The 18872-nt window shown below is 62.1% G+C and carries 13 protein-coding genes, 1 tRNA gene and 1 other annotated feature; of the genes, 5 read left to right on the forward strand and 9 right to left on the reverse strand.

The window, feature by feature from the left end:
- The first annotated feature begins 173 nt into the window (after window positions 1-173).
- Complete coding sequence (locus tag C8264_RS19555) at window positions 174-1331, forward strand: FAD-dependent monooxygenase (RefSeq protein ID WP_108462665.1); 1158 nt, start codon at window positions 174-176, stop codon at window positions 1329-1331.
- Window positions 1332-1536: 205 nt separating this feature from the next.
- On the opposite strand, the gene C8264_RS19560 is transcribed toward C8264_RS19555, so the two are convergent.
- The 3 genes from C8264_RS19560 to C8264_RS19570 form a co-directional block, all read right to left on the reverse strand.
- On the reverse strand, window positions 1537-2286 hold the full coding sequence (locus tag C8264_RS19560) for an invasion associated locus B family protein (RefSeq protein WP_108462666.1): 750 nt from the start codon (window positions 2284-2286) through the stop codon (window positions 1537-1539).
- 144 nt (window positions 2287-2430) lie between these two features.
- Window positions 2431-5916, reverse strand: a complete 3486-nt coding sequence (mfd, locus tag C8264_RS19565; protein WP_108462667.1) for a transcription-repair coupling factor — start codon at window positions 5914-5916, stop codon at window positions 2431-2433.
- A complete protein-coding gene (locus tag C8264_RS19570; RefSeq protein WP_245893404.1) occupies window positions 5913-6191 on the reverse strand; it encodes an FAD assembly factor SdhE in 279 nt (92 codons plus the stop codon). The genes mfd and C8264_RS19570 overlap by 4 nt, the downstream gene beginning before the upstream one ends.
- 179 nt (window positions 6192-6370) lie before the next feature.
- On the opposite strand from C8264_RS19570, the gene recG reads away from it, so the two are divergent.
- The gene (recG, locus tag C8264_RS19575) at window positions 6371-8482 is read left to right on the forward strand and encodes an ATP-dependent DNA helicase RecG (RefSeq protein ID WP_108462669.1); all 2112 of its coding nucleotides are present in this window, start codon (window positions 6371-6373) and stop codon (window positions 8480-8482) included.
- Between the two features lie 133 nt (window positions 8483-8615).
- On the opposite strand, the gene glmS is transcribed toward recG, so the two are convergent.
- Window positions 8616-10442, reverse strand: coding sequence for a glutamine--fructose-6-phosphate transaminase (isomerizing) (gene glmS, locus C8264_RS19580; RefSeq protein ID WP_108462670.1), 1827 nt, complete (start codon window positions 10440-10442; stop codon window positions 8616-8618).
- Window position 10443: 1 nt separating this feature from the next.
- Window positions 10444-11796 carry a bifunctional UDP-N-acetylglucosamine diphosphorylase/glucosamine-1-phosphate N-acetyltransferase GlmU gene (glmU, locus tag C8264_RS19585; protein WP_108462671.1) on the reverse strand — a complete coding sequence of 451 codons (1353 nt, stop codon included), beginning with the start codon at window positions 11794-11796 and terminating at the stop codon, window positions 10444-10446.
- Window positions 11797-11939: 143 nt separating this feature from the next.
- Here glmU and C8264_RS19590 point away from each other — a divergent pair, with 143 nt between their 5' ends.
- From C8264_RS19590 to C8264_RS19600, 3 genes are all read left to right on the forward strand, one after another.
- Window positions 11940-12737: a hypothetical protein gene (locus C8264_RS19590; protein ID WP_108462672.1), complete on the forward strand. Its 798-nt coding sequence runs from the start codon at window positions 11940-11942 to the stop codon at window positions 12735-12737.
- Between the two features lie 65 nt (window positions 12738-12802).
- Window positions 12803-12877: transfer RNA gene (locus C8264_RS19595), tRNA-Lys, on the forward strand.
- Window positions 12878-12910: 33 nt separating this feature from the next.
- Entirely contained in the window at window positions 12911-13438 is a 528-nt protein-coding gene (locus C8264_RS19600) for a hypothetical protein (protein WP_108462673.1), read from the forward strand.
- On the opposite strand, the gene C8264_RS19605 is transcribed toward C8264_RS19600, so the two are convergent.
- From C8264_RS19605 to clpS, 4 genes are all read right to left on the reverse strand, one after another.
- Window positions 13435-14919, reverse strand: coding sequence for a SulP family inorganic anion transporter (locus tag C8264_RS19605; RefSeq protein WP_108462674.1), 1485 nt, complete (start codon window positions 14917-14919; stop codon window positions 13435-13437). The two genes, C8264_RS19600 and C8264_RS19605, sit on opposite strands and share 4 nt — an antisense overlap.
- A 57-nt stretch (window positions 14920-14976) precedes the next feature.
- Window positions 14977-15031: a sequence feature (sul1 is cis-regulatory element that is thought to sense ions involved in sulfur or methionine metabolism; They are found in Alphaproteobacteria), on the reverse strand.
- Between the two features lie 96 nt (window positions 15032-15127).
- Window positions 15128-15349, reverse strand: a complete 222-nt coding sequence (locus tag C8264_RS19610; protein ID WP_108462675.1) for a DUF2798 domain-containing protein — start codon at window positions 15347-15349, stop codon at window positions 15128-15130.
- Between the two features lie 249 nt (window positions 15350-15598).
- A complete protein-coding gene (gene clpA, locus C8264_RS19615; RefSeq protein WP_108462676.1) occupies window positions 15599-17938 on the reverse strand; it encodes an ATP-dependent Clp protease ATP-binding subunit ClpA in 2340 nt (779 codons plus the stop codon).
- A gap of 9 nt (window positions 17939-17947) precedes the next feature.
- The gene (gene clpS / locus C8264_RS19620; RefSeq protein WP_108462683.1) at window positions 17948-18316 is read right to left on the reverse strand and encodes an ATP-dependent Clp protease adapter ClpS; all 369 of its coding nucleotides are present in this window, start codon (window positions 18314-18316) and stop codon (window positions 17948-17950) included.
- Between the last annotated feature and the right edge of the window lie 556 nt (window positions 18317-18872).

Genomic DNA, 18872 nt, shown 5'->3' on the forward strand with positions numbered 1-18872 from the left:
AAAGCCTCGGCGTCAGAGTTTGTTGCGATGCGGCGTTCGGCAGCACGACCCGTGCCGCTCAAGGCTGGCCTGCGAGCCTCGGCGGGTGCTAAATTGGCTCATCAATCACGCGAGTGCCGCCTCATGCAGCTGTTTTGTGCGACCGTCTCTTTCTCCGACGAGATTTTTGATCGATGAGCGCGCATGATGCAATCGTGGTCGGCGGCGGGCTCACCGGTGCCGCATCCGCCATCGCCCTAGCGAAGGCCGGGCTCGACACGCTGCACCTTGCACCAAAGGGCCAGCTTGACCGCAGGACGTCGGCGCTGATGATGCCCAGCGTCGATTATCTGCGCAGCGCCGGGCTGATCGATGAACCGGAGAAGCTGGGGCACGCACTCACCCAAATCCGCATCATCGATGCCACCAACCGCCTGATCCGCGCGCCCGAGACTTTGTTCGAAGCAGGCGAAGCCGGCCTTGAGGCATTCGGATGGAACTTTGCCAACGCGAAGCTCCTGCAGAGATTCGAGGAGGTTGCCACAACGCTACCGAGCCTCGCCACGCGCGACCTGATGGTCTCACGGATTGAAAGTACAGAAGCTGGTCACCGGGTTCAGTTGAGCGACGGCTCGGTGGCTGAGGCGCCGCTGCTGGTAGGGGCGGACGGCAAGAAATCAGTGGTGCGGGCGTCCGCAGGTTTCGCCGTGCGCGAAAGTGCATTCGAGCAGGCCGCGCTGGTTTGCGATCTGGAACTGTCCCGACCCATCGGCGGCACGTCCATCGAGTTTCACTATCCGAACGGGCCTTTTACGCTGGTTCCTGCGGGTGACAAGCGGGCCAATCTGGTGTGGATCGACCAGCTTGCCGTACTCAAGGCCGCCCAGGCCGGGAGCAAGGAGGAATTCACCACGGCACTGCTGGAGCGATCGCAGCGATTGCTCGGCAGCATCAAGGTGACCACGCCAAGTTTCATCTTCCCGCTCAGCACGCTGGCAGTGGATCACGCGGGCAAGAACGGCGTCGTGCTGGTGGGCGAAGCTGCTCACGCCTTCCCGCCCATCGGCGCACAAGGCCTCAATCTCGGACTGCGGGATGTTGCGGATCTCGCGGCTGCCCTCGCCGAAATCGACCGTTCCCGGCCCAATTGGGCCAATAGGGTGAGCCGGGACTATGCCCAGCGCCGTGCGGCCGATCTGGTGCGCACCGGCGGCATGGTCGACACGTTGTTCCGCTCGCTGCTCGCCGAGATGGTGCCCATGCAGGCACTGCGCGCAGGGGGCGTGTGGGCTTTGAAGCTGATGCCGAGCCTGCGGCGTCAGGCATTCTCCGTAGGCATGGGCGGGCGGTAGGTTCTTCCGCGCGGCATGCGACTCTGGAGACCTCATGGTGAGCCTGTCGAACCACGAGGTCGAGCGAGTGGAGGCTTGGTGCCACGACCTCGTCCTTCGACAGGCTCAGGATGAGGTCTACTAGGACCTATTCGGTGCTACATGCTCCACGCAAAGAAAAAGGGCGCGGTTTCCCGCGCCCTTCTCCAAATCAGATCGCCGGATTTTACTGGGCGGCTGGTGCCGGCTCAGCGGGCGCTTCAGCCTCAGAGGCTTCACCTTCGGCCGGAGCGGCAGCTTCGCCATCCAGCTGACGGCGCAGTTCTTCGGCGCGGTCCTGCAGAACCTGCTCCAGCGCGTTCTCGCCGGAGGTTTCCTGGCGGAATTCGTCGAAGCTGAGCGAAGCGTCGCCGTCATAGGCAGCCGTGAAGCCAGCCAGGGTGATCTCGATGGTCAGGTCTTCGTTCTGGCGGTTCTTGGCCGTCAGCTTCAGGGTGCTGCCGCGCTTGAGCGAGTTCACATACTGCTCGTTGATGACCAGCTGGGTTGCGCAAGAAGTCGGATCGCACAGCATGTAGGGCACGCGAACCGGCTTGGCGCCGTCGATCTGCCAGGTCAGGCCGAATGGCAGCAGGACACCTAGCGGTACGGCGGCGACGGCGAGCAGGCGACTTTCCTGACCCGGGTCATCACGCAGCAGGAACGAGCCGAGGAACTGGCCGTTCGCCAGAACCACTTGGCGCATGATGCAGGCCTCCTGCCCATCTGGCAGCGGATCGCAAACCTTGAGCCAGTTCTGGCCTGGGGTTGCGGCCGTACCACCGGCAGCAGCATCGGGAGCGCTTGGGGCGGGAGCGGCGGGTGTTTCGGCTGCCGGTGCTTCCGGCGCTGGCGTTTCCTGAGCGAAGGCCGAGAGCGGGGACAGCATGAGCGCAGCCACCGCAAAACCGGCGACGAGAGGTTTCCTGAAGTTCATAGAATATCCTTGGCTTCTTTGGCGGTCCCGGTGGCCAACGCCACCTCGAGAATAGAACTGCCCTTCAAGTGCTGAAATCGGGCAATAACATGACCGACGATACTTGCCAAAGCATTATGGCAGATAGGGTAAGCATGGCCCCCATCAAGCCGCATTTTCGGCCAGTTTTGCTAGGCGTGAGAGGATTGCGGCCGCCCCCTTCAGACGGTCATTTGGGGTCGGCCAGTTGCGCACGAACACGAGTTTCTGATCGGGCTTGATGCGAACCTGGTTGGAAATGTCGCTCACCATGCGGACAAGCGCGGCCGGATTGGGGAACTCATTGTTGCGCAGCGTGAGGACGGCGCCCTTGGGTCCGGCGTCGACCTTTTCGACATTGGCCTGGCGGCAGAGCGCCTTGACCAGGATGACCTTGAGCAGCGCCTCGACCTCGTCGGGCAGCGGCCCGAACCGGTCGATGAGCTCGGCACCAGCCGCGTCGATGTCGCGAATATCGGTGAGATCGCCCAGACGCCGATAGAGCTGCATGCGCAGCTGTAAATCGGGCACGTAATGCTCGGGAATCATGACCGGCATGCCCAGCGAAATCTGCGGGCTCCACTCGTTCTTGTCTTCGTAGTCTTCATCGCCATTCCTAAGGTTGGCGACCGCTTCTTCCAGCATGGACTGGTAAAGCTCGTAACCGACTTCGCGGATATGGCCCGATTGCTCATCGCCCAGCAGATTGCCGGCGCCACGAATATCGAGGTCATGGCTGGCAAGCTGGAACCCTGCGCCCAGGCTTTCGAGCGACTGCAAGACGCCAAGTCGGCGCTCAGCGGTGTCGGTCAACTTCCGGTCGGCTGGCACGGTGAAGAGAGCGTAGGCACGCGCCTTCGCCCGTCCGATACGGCCGCGGATCTGATACAGCTGCGCCAGCCCGAAATTATCCGCACTATGCACGATCAAAGTATTTGCATTGGGGATGTCGAGGCCGGACTCCACGATGGTCGTGGCAACCAGAACGTCGAATTTATTGTCGTAGAAGGCGTTCATGATGTCGTCGAGTTCGCCCGGCGCCATCTGCCCGTTCGCGACGACGAACGACACCTCCGGCACCTGTACCCGCAGGAATTCGGCGATATCGGCCTGGTCCTTGATACGTGGGACGACATAGAAGCTCTGTCCGCCACGATACTTTTCGCGCAGCAGCGCCTCGCGGATGGACAGCGGATCGAAGGGCGAAATGAACGTGCGGATGGCCAGGCGGTCCACCGGCGGCGTTGCCAGCAGCGACAGATCACGAACGCCGGTAAGCGCCAGTTGCAGGGTGCGCGGGATCGGTGTCGCCGTAAGCGTCAGCACATGCACATTGGCCTTGAGCTCCTTGAGACGCTCCTTGTGGCCAACGCCAAAGTGCTGCTCTTCGTCGACGATCACCATGCCCAAATCCTTGAACTTGATGGTCTTGGACAGCAGCGCATGCGTGCCGATGACGATATCGACCTGGCCGTCTGCTAAGCCTTCCTTGGTCGCTTTAAGCTCGGCCGACCCCACCATGCGCGAGGCCTGACGCACCCGCACCGGCAGGCCGACGAACCGCTCGGCAAACGTCTTGTAGTGCTGCCGCGACAGCAGCGTCGTCGGCACCACCACGGCAACCTGCTTGCCGCTCAGCGCGACTGCGAAGGCCGCGCGCAGCGCCACTTCGGTCTTGCCGAAGCCGACGTCGCCACACACGAGGCGGTCCATGACGCGGCCGGAGGTGACATCATCGAACACGGCCTCAATGGCGGCCATCTGGTCTTCGGTTTCCTCATAGGGGAAACGAGCCGCGAATTCGTCGTAAGCGCCGGGATTGATCTCGATCACATCTGCGCGCGTCAGCAGGCGGGCGGCAGCGATCTTGATCAACTGCTCCGCCATTTCGCGGATGCGCTTCTTGAGCCGGCCCTTCTTGGCCTGCCACGCGACGCCGCCGAGCTTGTCGAGCGTGACATTGCCGTCGTCGGACCCATAGCGGGTCAGCAGCTCGATGTTTTCGACCGGCAGGTAAAGCTTGGTATCTCCGCCATATTCGAGTTCGACGCATTCGTGAGGCGCGCCGCCCGCCTGAATGACCTTGAGACCAAGGAAACGGCCAATACCATGATCGACATGGACCACCAGGTCGCCCGCTGCCAAGCTCGCAGCCTCGGTCAGGGCATCCGAAGCCTTTTTCTTGCGCTGGGGCCGCAGGATGCGTTCGCCCAGGATGTCCTGCTCGCTCAGAACGATCAGGTCATTGGTTTCGAATCCGGTTTCGAGCGGCAGCACGACGAGCGATGTCGTCGCAGCGCTAGTGGTTTCGGCATCGCGCCAGTTCTCGGCGAGACGCGGATTGGTCAGGCCATGATCCCTTAGCACCTGAACCATGCGGTCGCGGGTACCAGTGCTCCAGCACGCGACGATGGCCCGGCGTCCATTGCGCCGTTCGGCCAGCAGCCGGTTGACGACCGCCTGGAAGAGGTTGGTATCCTGCGCCAGCCGCTCGGCGGCGAAGCTGGGGGCGATCTGCCCGCCGGCATCGTCGACCGCCTTGGTGCCGGGCGCGAGGAATTGGCTGAGTTGCACCACCGATGCGCCGGCCAGCGCATAGGGATGCTCGTCCACGGCGTAGAGCAGTTCGGGCTTGATCGGCTTGTAGGGCGCCCCTGCCCCGGCAACCACCGGCGCCAGCCGTGCTGTTTCGCGCGCCTCATAATAGTCACGCACCTGCTCGACACGGTCGGCATAGGCCTCCGCCGCCTGTTCATCGAACACAAAGGGCGCGTCGCCGACATAGGCGGCCAGCGTATCGAGATGTTCATAGAAGAACGGCAGCCAGTGTTCGGTGCCTGAATACCGCGCGCCGCCGCTGACGGAGGCATAGAGCGTGTCGTCTACCGTGTTGCCGCCAAAAGCCGCCGTGTAGTTCTGGCGGAAGCGGCGGATGGTTTCATCGGTCAACACCACTTCGCTCATCGGCGTCAGGTCGACGCGCTTGAGCTGCCCCGTGGTGCGCTGGGTATCCGGATCGAAGGTGCGGATCGATTCAAGCTGGCTGCCGAAGAAGTCGAACCGCAAGGGAGCTTCGGCGCTGGCGGGGAACAGATCCACCAGCCCGCCGCGCACCGCATATTCGCCGCTTTCGCGCACCGTTGGCACGCGCAGATAGCCATTGTTGGCGGCCCAGGCGATCAGCTTTTCGCTATCGACGATCCGCCCGGTGGCGGCCGAAAACGACATGGTTTCCACCACGTCTCGCGGCGGCAGGCGCTGGATCAAGGCGTTGACCGCTGTCAGCACCACAGCGCCCTTGGCTCCGCTGGTCAGCGCCGCCAGCGTGTTCATGCGCGCGGCAATAGTGACGTTGTTGGGCGACACGCGATCGTAGGGCAGGCAGTCCCAGGCCGGCAGCGTCAGGATGGTGTGGCCGGGCAGCATGGCGGTCAAGATATCGGCCATGCGCTGCAGCCGCCGACCATCGCGCGCCACAAAGACGATGCTTGCGGCATCATCGGGCGCAGCTTCGACGCGCTGCTGGATCAGCCGCGCCAGCACCATGGGCTGCATGCCATCGGGCACATTGGCGATGGTGCGCGTGGGGCGCTGGGCGACCAGTTCGTTCATTTTCCTACCCGTGCCTGATGATCGGCAATCACCTCGGCCAGAAACGCCTTGTCGACGTGGTCCGGCGGCGTTTCCTGCCCCATCACCCAGGTCAGCAATGGCGGGTCCTCCTCGCTCATCAGGGCTTCGAGCCGGTCAAGCTGGCTGTCATCCATGCTATCGGTGTGTGTGTCGGCATAGGGCCCCAACACCAGATCCATCTCGCGCGTTCCACGATGCCAGGCCCGATACCGCAGCTTCTTGCGGCGAATGGCAATGTCTTCACCGGCCGTCATTTGACACACCATGATCCCGCTTGTTCTCGCTTTGGACGCCTGTGTAACCAGATATGGTGAAGTTGTCAGCCCTTTACCGCTGCTCGTCGCGGTACACGACGCCCTCGCTTGTGCTGCGCTGAGCGCCGGTGGTTGTGGCTTGAAGTACTCACCAATACTCTCCACCCAAGGAGAATCGCTTGGTATCTCGCCCGGAATCCCTTTCGCCATTGTTTCGTTCCCTGCACTCCATCAAGGGCGTGGGCGACAAGCTGGCTGCCTTGCTGACGCGCTATTTCGGCGCGCCGGAAGGGCAGGAGGCGATTGCCCTCGATATTCTGATGCACATGCCGACAGGCGTGGTGGATCGGCGGCGGCAGGTCGGCATCGCCGAGGCCTATCTCAACCAGATCGTGACGCTGCGTCTTCATATCGACAGGCACCAGCCGCCGCCCCGCGGCAAGCCACATGTGCCCCATCGGGTTTTTGCCCATGACGAGACCGGCGACGTCCAGCTGGTGTTTTTCCGCGCGCAGGGCGGCTGGGTGGAGAAGGCCCTGCCCGAGGGAGAAGAGCGCTTTGTTTCCGGGCAGATCGGGTTCTTCAACGGCGAAAAGCAGATCACCCACCCCGACTACATTGTCGAGCCCGACAAATTCGCCACCCTGCCGCTGGTCGAGCCGGTTTACCCGCTTACCCAGGGGCTGAGTTCGAAGGCCCTCACCAAGCTGGTGCGCCAGGTGGTGGAAACCATACCCCCGCTTCCCGAATGGGCCAGTGCGCGGATGCTGGAGCAACGCCAGTGGCCGGCCTTTGCCCATGCGATGAAGTCGGTGCATTTGCCGGCAACGCCCGACGAAGCCGAATTGTGGGGTCCGGCCCGCATGCGGCTGGCCTATGACGAATATTTTGCCGGCCAGCTGACGCTGCAGCTGATCCGCTCGACCATGGTGGCCGACCGCGGGATCGCCCGCACCTTCACCGGCGAGATCACGCGACGGGTAACCCACGCCCTACCCTTCTCCCTCACCGAGGGGCAGCAGAAGGCAGTGGACGAAATTCGCGCGGATCTCGCCTCGCCCGACCGCATGTCGCGCCTGCTGCAGGGCGATGTTGGCGCGGGTAAAACCGTGGTCGCTCTCATGGCCATGGCTGCGATGGCCGAAAGCGGCGCCCAATCCGCACTTATGGCGCCGACGGAGCTTCTGGCTGCGCAGCATTTCAAGACGGTGAAACCGCTTTGCGACATGGCTGGGCTCGGCTGTGAATTGTTGACCGGCAAGATGGGCGCCGCCGAGCGCCGGGCGAAACTCGCCGGCATCGCCAGTGGCGACACTACCATCGTCGTTGGCACCCATGCCCTGTTCCAGTCCGGCGTGGAGTTCCAGAATCTTGGCCTGACGGTGGTTGACGAGCAGCACCGCTTCGGCGTCCACCAGCGGTTGGCGCTATCGGACAAGGGCAAGCACACCGACTTGCTGGTGATGACGGCGACCCCCATTCCGCGCACGCTGGTGTTGACCCATTTCGGCGACATGGACGTCAGCATCCTGCGCGAGAAGCCGCGCGGCCGTCAGCCGATAGATACGGCAGTTCTTTCCATCGGCGATTACGCCAGGGTCATTGCGCGCCTTCAGGCCCGACTCGGAGAAAGTGCCCAGGCGTTCTGGGTATGTCCGCTGGTGGAAGAAAGCGAACACCTCGACGTTGTTGCGGCGGAAGACCGCTTTGCCGAGTTGCAAAAGGTGTTTGGCGACCAGGTGGCGCTGGTGCATGGCCGCATGAGCGCCACCGCCAAGCAGGAAGTGATGCAGCGCTTTTCCGCCAATGAGCTCAAACTGCTGGTCGCCACCACGGTGATCGAAGTGGGGGTCGATGTGCCCAATGCCTCGATCATGATCATCGAACATGCCGAGCGCTTCGGCCTGGCGCAATTGCATCAGCTGCGCGGCCGGGTTGGGCGCGGTTCGCAGCGCTCCGCGTGCCTGCTGCTCTACAAGGACCCCTTGAGCGAAACCGCAAGGGCGCGCCTCGATACCATTAAATCCACCGAGGACGGTTTCGAAATCGCCGAACGCGATCTGGAACTGCGCGGGCAAGGCGACGTGTTGGGCACCCGCCAGTCCGGCATGCCCGGCTATCGGCTGGCCGTGCCCGACGTACACCGTCATCTGCTCGACTTTGCCCATGATGACGCCAAGGAATTGCTGGCGCGGAACCCCGGCCTGACGGGCGACGAGGGAGAGGCGGCGCGCACAGCGTTGTATTTGTTCAGGAAGGACCTGGCGATTCCGCTAATCAGGGCAGGATAAGCACACCTCTCTCCGGTCCACCACGCTGCCCTCAGACCTGTTCCGAGGGTCACTCGCAACGCGGCACAAGTGGGACAATGGTCCTCGGATCAAGTCCGAGGACAGCGCTGTGCTTGTGATGTGCGAAGGAGCCCTACTCCACCGTCACTGACTTCGCCAAATTCCGCGGCTGGTCAACATCCGTGCCCATGAACACGGCCGTATGATACGCCAGCAACTGCACCGGAATGGTCGCCAGGATCGGCGCCACGAAGCTCGATACATGCGGGATAACGATCACATCTGCCACCCCATGCCCCACCGTGCCCGCACCCTCGGCATCGGTAATCAGGATGATCTTGCCACCGCGCGCCGCCACTTCCTGCATGTTGCTCAGCGTCTTGTCGACCAACTCGTCCGAGGGCGCCACCACGATCACCGGCATGTCCTCGTCAACCAGGGCAATGGGGCCGTGCTTGAGTTCACCTGCTGCATAACCTTCTGCGTGGATATAGCTGATTTCCTTGAGCTTCAATGCGCCTTCCATGGCGATCGGGAACATCGGGCCGCGACCCAGATAGAGCACATCCTTGGCCTTGCTCAGGCGCTTGGCAATGTCCATGATCTGGGTTTCGGTGTTGAGCGCCTGCGCCACCGCCGTCGGCAGATGCACGAGGTCGCGCACGAACTCCGCCTCCTGCTCGGCGCTCAGCACACCACGCGCACGGCCTGCCGCGATGGCAAGGCTGGCAAGAGCCGTGAGCTGCGCGGTCAATGCCTTGGTCGATGCGACGCCGATCTCCGGGCCGCAGAGGATCGGAAACACCACGCTCGATTCCCGCGCAATGGTGGATTCCAGCGTGTTGACCAACGAGGCAACGTGTTGCCCCTGCCCCGCACAATAACGCAGCGCTGCCAGCGTATCTGCAGTCTCGCCAGACTGCGAGATGAACAGCGACAGCCCGCCTTTTTCCAGCGGTGGCTCGCGGTAGCGGAATTCGGACGCCACATCTATGTCCACCGGCAGCCGCGCATAGCGCTCGAACCAATACTTCGCCACGGCGCCCGCAAGATAGGCCGTGCCACAGGCGCTGATGGTGAGGCGCGTCAGGTCGGCAAAGTCGAACGGCAGGGTTTCGCGAATGGCAACCCTTTCGGCGCCCATGTCCACATAGTGGCTCAGCGTATGCGAGATGGTTTGCGGCTGCTCGTAGATTTCCTTGGCCATGAAGTGGCGGTGGTTGCCCTTGTCCACCAGCAGCGCCGAGGCCTGCGAAAGCTGCTGCTCGCGCTGCACGATGGCATCCATGCCATCCCTGATGGTCACGCCAGCCGGAGTGATCACCGCCCAGTCGCCGTCTTCGAGATAGGTCAGCCGCGAAGTGAATGGCGCCAGAGCCATGGCGTCGGAGCCCAGATACATCTCGGTCGTGCCATAGCCGATCGCCAGAGGCGCGCCGTGCCGAGCGGCGATCAGGAGGCCATCTTCGCCCTTGAACAGGAAGGCGAGCGCGAAGGCGCCCTTGAGCTTTTTCAGCGTACGCGCCACCGCCAGTTCGGGATCGGCACCATTGGCAATCTCACGGCTGACCCATAGCGCGACGGATTCGGTGTCCGTCTGCGTCTGGGGCAGATAGCCGTCCTTGGCGAGATCGGCCAGCAGTTCGCGGAAGTTCTCGATGATGCCGTTGTGCACGACCGCCACGCGATCAGTGGTGTGCGGATGGGCGTTCTGCTCGGTCGGCGCGCCATGCGTCGCCCAGCGTGTGTGGCCGATGCCTACCTGCCCGCCAAGCGGTTCGAAGCTGAGCTTCTGCGCCAGATTGCCCAGCTTACCCTCGGCGCGACGGCGGGCGATGTCGCCGCCTTCGAGCGTCGCCACCCCGGCGCTGTCATAGCCGCGATATTCCAGCCGCTTGAGCGCATCCACCAGGCGGCCAGCCACGGGGGCGCTACCGACAATACCTACGATACCGCACATGTTATTTTCCCTTCGCAGCCTTCTTGGCGAGTGCCTTCTCGCGGACTTTTGGCGCGTGGCCAAGCTTATTTTCCTGGCGTGCCCGGCCAAAGGCCACCGCATCGGCCGGAACATCCTGGGTGATGACGCTGCCGCTCGCCACCAGCGCACCCGCGCCAACGGTGACCGGCGCCACCAATGCGCTGTTTGACCCGACAAAGGCACCGTCGCCAATGGTCGTGCGATACTTGTTGTAGCCGTCATAGTTGACGGTAATGACCCCGGCACCAACGTTTACGTTAGCGCCCACCGAGGCGTCGCCGATATAGGTCAGGTGACTGACCTTGGCGCCCTGCCCGATCTCGGCTTTTTTGATCTCGACGAAATTGCCCACCTTGGCGCCTTCGGCAAGATTCGCATCCGGCCGCAACCGCGCAAAAGGACCGACCGACGCATTGCGGCCGACATGAGCGCCTTCGAGGTGACTAAAGGCGTGGATCACCGCCCCTTCCTCGACGACCACGCCGGGGCCGAACACCACGTTCGGCTCGATGGTAACGTCCTGGGCGATCTCCGTATCATAGGAGAACCAGACGCTCGCCGGGTCTTTCAGCGTCACACCGGCCTTCATGAAGTCCTCGCGCCGGACTTCCTGGAATAGGCCTTCCGCCCGTGCCAGTTGGCTGCGGTCATTGACGCCCATGACGTCGTTTTCCGGTGCCAGGCCATACCCCACCCGCTTGCCGGCCGAATTGGCGAGGCCCACCAGATCGCCAAGATAGTATTCGCCCTGCGCGTTGTTGGTTTCGACCTTGTCGATCAGGTCTCGAAATACCTCGGCGCGGAAGGCGAGAATGCAGGCGTTGCACAGCCGAATGCCGCGCTCGGCTTCGGTTGCGTCCTTGTGCTCACGAATGGCCAGCAGGGTATCGCCATCGGTGATGAAGCGGCCATAGCCGGTTGGGTCCTTGGGCTCGAACCCCAGAATCGCAACATCCAGGCCGGCATCGAGCCGATCCAGCACGACGCGGAAGTTCTCCCCGCGCAGCAGCGGATGGTCGCCATAGACCACGGCGATATAGCCGGTTGCCTCCTTGAACAGGTCCCGCGCCATGGACGCGGCGTGCGCTGTGCCCTTGGCTTCACCCTGCTCGAAATGCACGATGTCCGGATGCATCTTCGAGACGGCGGAGCGAATAGCATCGTGCTTGGGTCCGGTGACCAGCGCGATTTTCGTGGAGCCCGCCTCGCGTGCGGCGCGCGCCACATGCCCCACGATCGGCATGCCGCCAACCTGGTGCAGAACCTTGGGCGTAGTCGATCGCATCCGCGTGCCCTCGCCAGCCGCAAGGATGATCGACAGCAGTTCAGTCATGACGCATTCTCCGGTTGAGCGGTCTATTGCCACCCATTTTTACCGATTTATGGCAGGGAAGAGTTGGCGAAGCACTAATCTCGGCGGCATGGTTCAATTCTCGCACAATACTTGATTCGGATGCGACCTGAGGGATTGCTGACTTGGCCAAGGCATCGGAACAGTTTCGGCAGGCGGACGCTACGATCTGGGGCATTGTCGCGCTGGTCACCTGCGGCATAGCCGTCATGGGCGCCAATCTTTCCGCGCTGGTGCCATCGAGCGCCCTGGGCGGTTTGCACCGCACGCGCATCGAAGGCTTTTCGCTGGAGCAATTGCGCCTGCAGGTTGCGGATTTGCGGGAGCAGACGGTCGAGCTCGGCCAGGAAAACAGCCAGTTGCTGACGCGCTTTGCGCTGAAGGAGCAGCAAAGCAACGAAGTAGTGCAACGCGTCGGGGCGCTTGAGGTAAGCTTGCCCAGATTGCTGGAGGTCATGCCCGACAAGGCCCGCATCGACCGCGCCACCATAACCTCGTCGATCACGCAGGACGAGCCGGTGGTCTTCGACGCCGAGGGAGGTTCGGTCGCGATCCGCCGGCGCCCTATGCCAGAGGCCATGTCTGTGCAGCCGGATGATCAGCCAATTCCCGCCCTCGCAACCGCTGCAATGACCATGCCAGTCATGGGCTCGTTCGGCGTTGCGCTGGGAACTGCCGTTTCTCCCGAACTGGTAGGCGGCACCTGGCGCGATCTTTCCATGAAGCTCGGTCCACTGCTGCTTGGCCTCAACCCGATAGTCGCCGATGACGCAACTGGCAGCCAAAGGCGCATCATCGTCGGACCCATCGCCGAGGTCGTGGCGGCCAATGCCCTTTGCGGGCGATTGGAGCGCATCTCGATCTCCTGCATGCCGGTGCCTTACGCTGGAACTCCTCTTGCCGACCCTACGACCGTGCAATAGCGGTTGACACGAAAACGAAGCTGACTATGTTCCGCCGCGACGCCAGCAGCGTCAGCATTTGGTGCGTGCCGGTAGCTCAGTGGTAGAGCATTCGACTTTTAATCGAATGGTCGAGGGTTCGACCCCCTCCCGGCATACCAATTTTCTTCTCCCCATCAAGGCGAGCCATTCCGGTGTCACAAGACAGCATCGATCTGCTCAAGGTGCTGGCGGCGACCGTGCTGGTTTTCGCGGCCGGCACGCTGGTGATGCTCTACGTTATCTACCTGCTGTCGCAATATGGCGCCGATCTGCCCATGATCGGCTCATTGCCGCTCACTGCGCCGCCCGAGATGGTGCCGCTGCTCGCCAACACCCAACTCTTCGCGACCCTTGCCGCCGCGCATGTCACCGCCATGGGGCTGGCGCTTCTGCTGACCAGCCAGACCATCGACATGGCGCTGTTGATCACGTCCAAGGCCGTGGCCGTTGTCATCACCGCGCTGATCGGCTTCGCCGGCGGCCATATGATCTATCTTCAGCTCAACGAACGAACCGCGCTGAACCTGCAGGCACTCACCCCGGCGCTGATTGCCCTCGTCGCATTCCTCGTTCTGTCGAGCGTGCTCAGCATCCCGAGCTTCCGCCAGCTCGGCAATCTGCGCTTCGTGGTGGCCATCGGGCTGATTCTCATCGGCCCGATGCTGTTGCTCTGGCTTTAGTGCGATCCGAGCAGCACGTCGGCGTCGGCTCGTTGGTGCTGGCCCAGATCGTCGACGATGGTCGCACTGGCTTCGTTCAGCCCCTGCAGTGACACCTTCACGCCGTTGCGCCGGAATTTTACGACGACCTTGTCGATGCTGGCGACGCTGGAAATATCCCAGATATGGGCATGCGCCAGATCGATGATGACGCTCTCCACCGGCTCGTTGAAATCGAACGCTGCGGTGAACTGATCGGCGGAAGCAAAAAACAATTGCCCGGCAACTTGATAAATCCGCTCCTTGCCGTCCTCGCTCAACTCCGAGCGGACCGCGAATATCTGCGAGATTTTCCAGGCGAAGAACACGCCCGAGAGCAGCACGCCCACCAGCACGCCGATCGCCAGATTGTGCGTGCCCACGACAAACGCCACCGTCGCCAGCATCACGAATGACGAGCTGCGTGGATGATCCCGCAGGTTGAGAATCGAGCGCCAGTCGAAAGTGCCGATCGACACCATGATCATGATCGCGACGAGTGCCGGCATGGGGATGATCCGCAGCAAGTCCCCCAGAATTACCATCAGGACCAGCAGGTATGCTCCGGCGAGGAAGGTCGACAGCCGTCCCCGGCCGCCCGAGCGCACATTGATGCCGGATTGCCCGATCATCGCGCAGCCGGCCATGCCACCGAAGAACGCCGAGGCAATGTTGGCGATGCCCTGCCCCAGGCATTCCCGGCGCTTGTCGCTCGAGGTGTCGGTCGCCTCATCGACGATCTGCGCCGTCATCAGCGATTCGAGCAGTCCGACGGCCGCGACGCCCACTGCATAGGGCAGGATGATCATCAGCGTTTCGAGGTTCAGCGGCACATTGGGCAGCAGCAGCGTCGGCAAGGCGCGCGGCAATTCGCCCATCTCGCCTACGGTGTGCAAATCCATGCCCGAGAACCAGGCAATGGCGGTCAGGACGATGATGCAGACCAGCGGAGACGGAACCACTGTGGTCAGGCGCGGAAACAGGTAAATGATAGCCAGCCCGCCAGCCACCATGGGATAGGTCATCCACGGCACACCGATCAGTTCGGGCAATTGGGCTGCAAAGATCAGGATGGCCAGGGCATTGACGAAGCCCGTCATCACCGACTTGGACACGAACCGCATCACCCGCTGCAGATTGAGCCAACCCGCTCCTAGTTGAAGCAACCCCGCCAGGATGGTCGCGGCCAGCAGATATTGCAGGCCATGCTCGCGCACGAGCGAGCCCATCAACACGGCCGTGGCCGCCGTTGCCGCCGAGATCATGGCCGGGCGCCCGCCCACGAAGGCGATAACGATGGCGATCACCACCGAGGCGTAGAGCCCCACCTTGGGGTCAACACCTGCGATAATGGAGAAGGCGATGGCCTCTGGCACGAGAGCAAGTGCCACGACGAGGCCCGAAAGCGCATCACCGCGAATGTTACCGAACCATTCCTGGCGGTAGTGGTCGAGATTGAACATGAATGAAACCCAACAGGCGTCCCGCTTGCCCATGCACAGCTGGGAGGCAGAATAAGTTGGTTACCGAGGGATAGGCGCCCGGAGTAGCCACCCGGGAAGCCCCGAGTCCGACGAAGAACTTCTTAATGGGGGAAGTGCGCGGGCAAAGTCAACGCCATGCAGGCAAGCGAAAAGGCCGGGATCGCTCCCGGCCCTTGTTCTGGCAAGTTCAGGCGCGTGCCGGCGGCGCGATCAAGAAGGCGAGCTTGAACGCTATCGGCGTCACGATCTGTGTCACGATGAAGGCGATCGGCCACGCGATGATGAAGCTCAGCGGCCAATGGGAGAAAAATTGCGGGCCAATGCTGATAAAGCCCATGATGCCGGACATGGTGAGGGCCATCATGAAGGTCATCAGCAGCTGCAGGACGATTTGAGTTTTCTTAGGCAAAGTCTGGTCTCCAACAGGTCTGACACTGACGGAGAACGGTCCCGCGCCAGCATCACCCCAAGCAATAAGGTATGATGCCGATGGGACGCTTGCGCGACGAATTCCGCGTGGTGCGGAGCCGGGATACCAACCGGCGACTTCTTCTCGACCCTCGTGAAATAGGAGGGCGGCGTTATCCGGTCAATTGAAAATCGGGCATGGCTGGGTCCCGAAAATGACGAAGGCCGGGATCGCTCCCGGCCTTGTGTTTTAGCTCTTGTCGGCTGTTGCCTTGGGCTTTTTCGGCTTGGGCAGAGCCTTGGGCTTGGCTGGTCGCGGCGGAACCGCGATCAGTTCCAGCTTGGCTTCCTGGCCTTCGCCAACCACGGCCACGGTCACCGTGCCGCCGTTGACGAGTTCCCCGAACAGCACCTGGTCGGCCAGCGGCTTCTTGATGTACTCCTGGATCACGCGACCCAGCGGACGCGCACCCATGCGTTCATCATAGCCCCGCTCGGCCAGCCAATCGGCAGCTTCCGGCTGCAGCACGATGGTAACGCCACGCTCGGCCAACTGGCCCTCAAGCTGCAGCACGAACTTCTCGACAACGCGGCGCACGACTTCGCGCGGCAGCGGTGCAAACGAGATGATCGCGTCCAGACGGTTGCGGAATTCCGGCGTGAAGATGCGATTGATCGCCTCTTCGTCGTCGCCCTGCTCGCGCTTGCGGCCGAACCCGATCGGGCTCTTCTGCAGATCCATGGCGCCGGCATTGGACGTCATGATCAGGATCACGTTGCGGAAGTCGACCGACTTGCCGTTGTGGTCCGTCAGCTTGCCGTGGTCCATCACCTGCAACAGGATGTTGTAGAGATCGGGGTGAGCCTTCTCGATTTCGTCGAGCAGCACCACGCAGTGCGGATGCTGGTCCACGCCATCGGTGAGCAGCCCGCCCTGGTCGAACCCGACATACCCCGGAGGGGCACCGATCAGGCGCGACACGGTATGGCGCTCCATATATTCGGACATGTCGAACCGCAGCAGTTCCACCCCGAGCGTATCGGCAAGCTGCTTGGCAACTTCCGTCTTGCCGACGCCCGTAGGTCCGGTGAAGAGGTAAGAGCCAATCGGCTTTTCCGGTTCGCGCAGGCCGGCACGGGCCAGCTTGATCGCCGAGGTCAGCGCCACGATGGCGTTGTCCTGCCCGAACACCACAGTCTTCAGGCTCTGCTCGAGACCACTCAGCAGTTCCGCATCGGATTTGGATACCGACTTTGGCGGAATGCGCGCAATGGTGGCGATCGTGGCCTCGATGTCCTCGACATCGATGATCTTCTTGCGCTTGTCCTCGGTCACCAGCATCTGCGAAGCGCCGGTTTCATCGAGCACGTCGATCGCCTTGTCGGGCAGCTTGCGGTCATTGATGTACCGCGCGCTCAGTTCCACCGCGGCCTTGAGGGCATCATCGGTGTACTTGATCTTGTGGAACTCTTCGAAATACGGCCGCAGGCCCTTCACGATCTCGATGGCATCGGGAACCGAAGGCTCATTGACGTCGATCTTCTGGAAGCGACGGACTAAGGCCCGGTCCTTTTCGAAGAACTGCCGGTACTCCTTGTAGGTGGTCGACCCGATGCAGCGGATCGCGCCGCTCGCCAAGGCTGGCTTGAGCAGGTTGGAAGCATCGAGCGCACCGCCGGAGGTAGCGCCAGCACCGATCATGGTGTGGATTTCGTCGATGAACAGCACCGAATTGGGAAGCTTTTCGAGCTCCTTCATCACGGCCTTGAGACGTTCCTCGAAGTCACCGCGATAGCGGGTGCCAGCCAGGAGCGAACCCATGTCGAGCGAATAAATCACCGCTTCCTTGAGCACTTCGGGGACGTCACCCTCGACGATCTTGCGGGCAAGACCTTCGGCAATGGCCGTCTTGCCGACGCCGGCGTCACCAACATAGATTGGGTTGTTCTTGGAGCGGCGGCACAGCACCTGGATGGTCCGGCGCAGTTCGGCATCGCGCCCGATCAGCGGGTCGATCTTGCCGGCACGCGCCTTCTCGTTGAGGTTGACGCAGAAGTCGGCCAAAGCCGAGCTCTTCTTGGCTTCCGCCCCGCCTTCCCCGTGATTGTCGCCGTCTTCGGCACCACGCACCTTGCGCTCCTCGCTGGGACCGGACTTGGTGATCCCGTGGCTGATGAAATTGACCGCGTCCAGCCGGCTCATGTCCTGCTGTTCGAGGAAATAGGCGGCATGGCTTTCCCGTTCCGCAAAAATCGCGACAAGCACGTTGGCGCCGGTCACTTCTTCACGGCCCGAGCTCTGGACGTGGATAACCGCGCGCTGAATCACGCGCTGGAACGCCGCGGTCGGGCGGGCATCCTGACCATTGGCAACGATCAGGCTATCGAGTTCTTCATTGATGAAATCTTCGAGGTCGCTCTTGAGCGCATCGATGTCGACATCGCAACCGGTCAGCACGGCGATCGTCTCACGGTCGTCGGTCAGGGCCAGCAGCAGGTGTTCGAGCGTTGCGAACTCGTGGTTGCGCTCACGCGCCAGGTTCATCGCCTGATGCAGAGCCTTTTCAAGTCCGCGGGAAAATGAGGGCATATGATGTTCCTATTGCTTTTCCATCACGCATTGCAGCGGATGCTGGTTTTTGCGTGCTGTATCCATAACGCGCGTGACCTTGGTTTCGGCCACTTCGTAGGGATATACGCCGCACTCACCCACCCCCTTTTGGTGAACATGCAGCATGATCTGGACGGCTTCCTCACGCGATTTGTTGAAGACGTCCTGTAGAACCAGAATGACGAACTCCATCGGCGTGTAGTCGTCGTTCAGCAGCAGCACCCGGTACAGATTGGGGCGCTTGGTTTTGGGCCGGGTCTTGGTGATGGTCCCGGTCTCGGTCCCACTCTTGCCGTCGCCCTTGTCGGGGTCGTCCTCCTTCGGCCCGGCAAAGGCAGGCACTGGCACCAGGCGCATCGCGACTGGGGCCTCTTCGGTAATATCGAGGAGGTCGGTGGTAATCATGGGCAAACATCTGTCGTAAAACGAAGCAGCATGGTGAGGACCATTATGTAGGCAAAAGATCGCTGCTGTTAAGGGGCATTGCATCCCGAATTTGTGAGCGAAGGATGCGGGGGTGTGAGGGAGGCAAAAGCGCGGCCCTATTGGCCGCCGTTCTGCACTTAGATAGTGCGCGGAGTGGGTGATTTCCAGCCCCGGTAGAAGCTGGTGGCGATTGGAGCGTGGAACAACCTAGTCCACTCATAGCCCCCCCAATCCTATCGCCACCCCATCCCCACCCACGATGTCATCCCGGCGCAGGCCGGGATCCATCTTGAGATCACCCCACAGCTGCAAGGTGGTTCGAACGACCCACTAATGTACGCTGAACCACCTCAGGATGGATTCCCTCGACTCACGCCACAAGTGCAACACCTGCTATGGTGTTGGTGCGATGGGAACTTTGTATGAGCAGTTGAGCCTGCGCGAGCGGGTTGAGATCGACATTGGGCGGCGCAAGGGGCTCTCGATG

This window comes from Devosia naphthalenivorans, assembly GCF_003056355.1.
Taxonomy (GTDB): domain Bacteria; phylum Pseudomonadota; class Alphaproteobacteria; order Rhizobiales; family Devosiaceae; genus Devosia; species Devosia naphthalenivorans.

What these genes read in the sequence shown, in the direction of transcription:
- C8264_RS19555 (WP_108462665.1), top strand. Translation starts at nt 174, where the DNA reads ATGAGCGCGCATGATGCAATCGTGGTCGGCGGCGGGCTCACCGGTGCC.
- C8264_RS19560 (WP_108462666.1), bottom strand. Translation starts at nt 2,286, where the DNA reads ATGAACTTCAGGAAACCTCTCGTCGCCGGTTTTGCGGTGGCTGCGCTC.
- mfd (WP_108462667.1), bottom strand. Translation starts at nt 5,916, where the DNA reads ATGAACGAACTGGTCGCCCAGCGCCCCACGCGCACCATCGCCAATGTG.
- C8264_RS19570 (WP_245893404.1), bottom strand. Translation starts at nt 6,191, where the DNA reads ATGACGGCCGGTGAAGACATTGCCATTCGCCGCAAGAAGCTGCGGTAT.
- glmS (WP_108462670.1), bottom strand. Translation starts at nt 10,442, where the DNA reads ATGTGCGGTATCGTAGGTATTGTCGGTAGCGCCCCCGTGGCTGGCCGC.
- glmU (WP_108462671.1), bottom strand. Translation starts at nt 11,796, where the DNA reads ATGACTGAACTGCTGTCGATCATCCTTGCGGCTGGCGAGGGCACGCGG.
- C8264_RS19605 (WP_108462674.1), bottom strand. Translation starts at nt 14,919, where the DNA reads ATGTTCAATCTCGACCACTACCGCCAGGAATGGTTCGGTAACATTCGC.
- clpA (WP_108462676.1), bottom strand. Translation starts at nt 17,938, where the DNA reads ATGCCCTCATTTTCCCGCGGACTTGAAAAGGCTCTGCATCAGGCGATG.
- clpS (WP_108462683.1), bottom strand. Translation starts at nt 18,316, where the DNA reads ATGCGCCTGGTGCCAGTGCCTGCCTTTGCCGGGCCGAAGGAGGACGAC.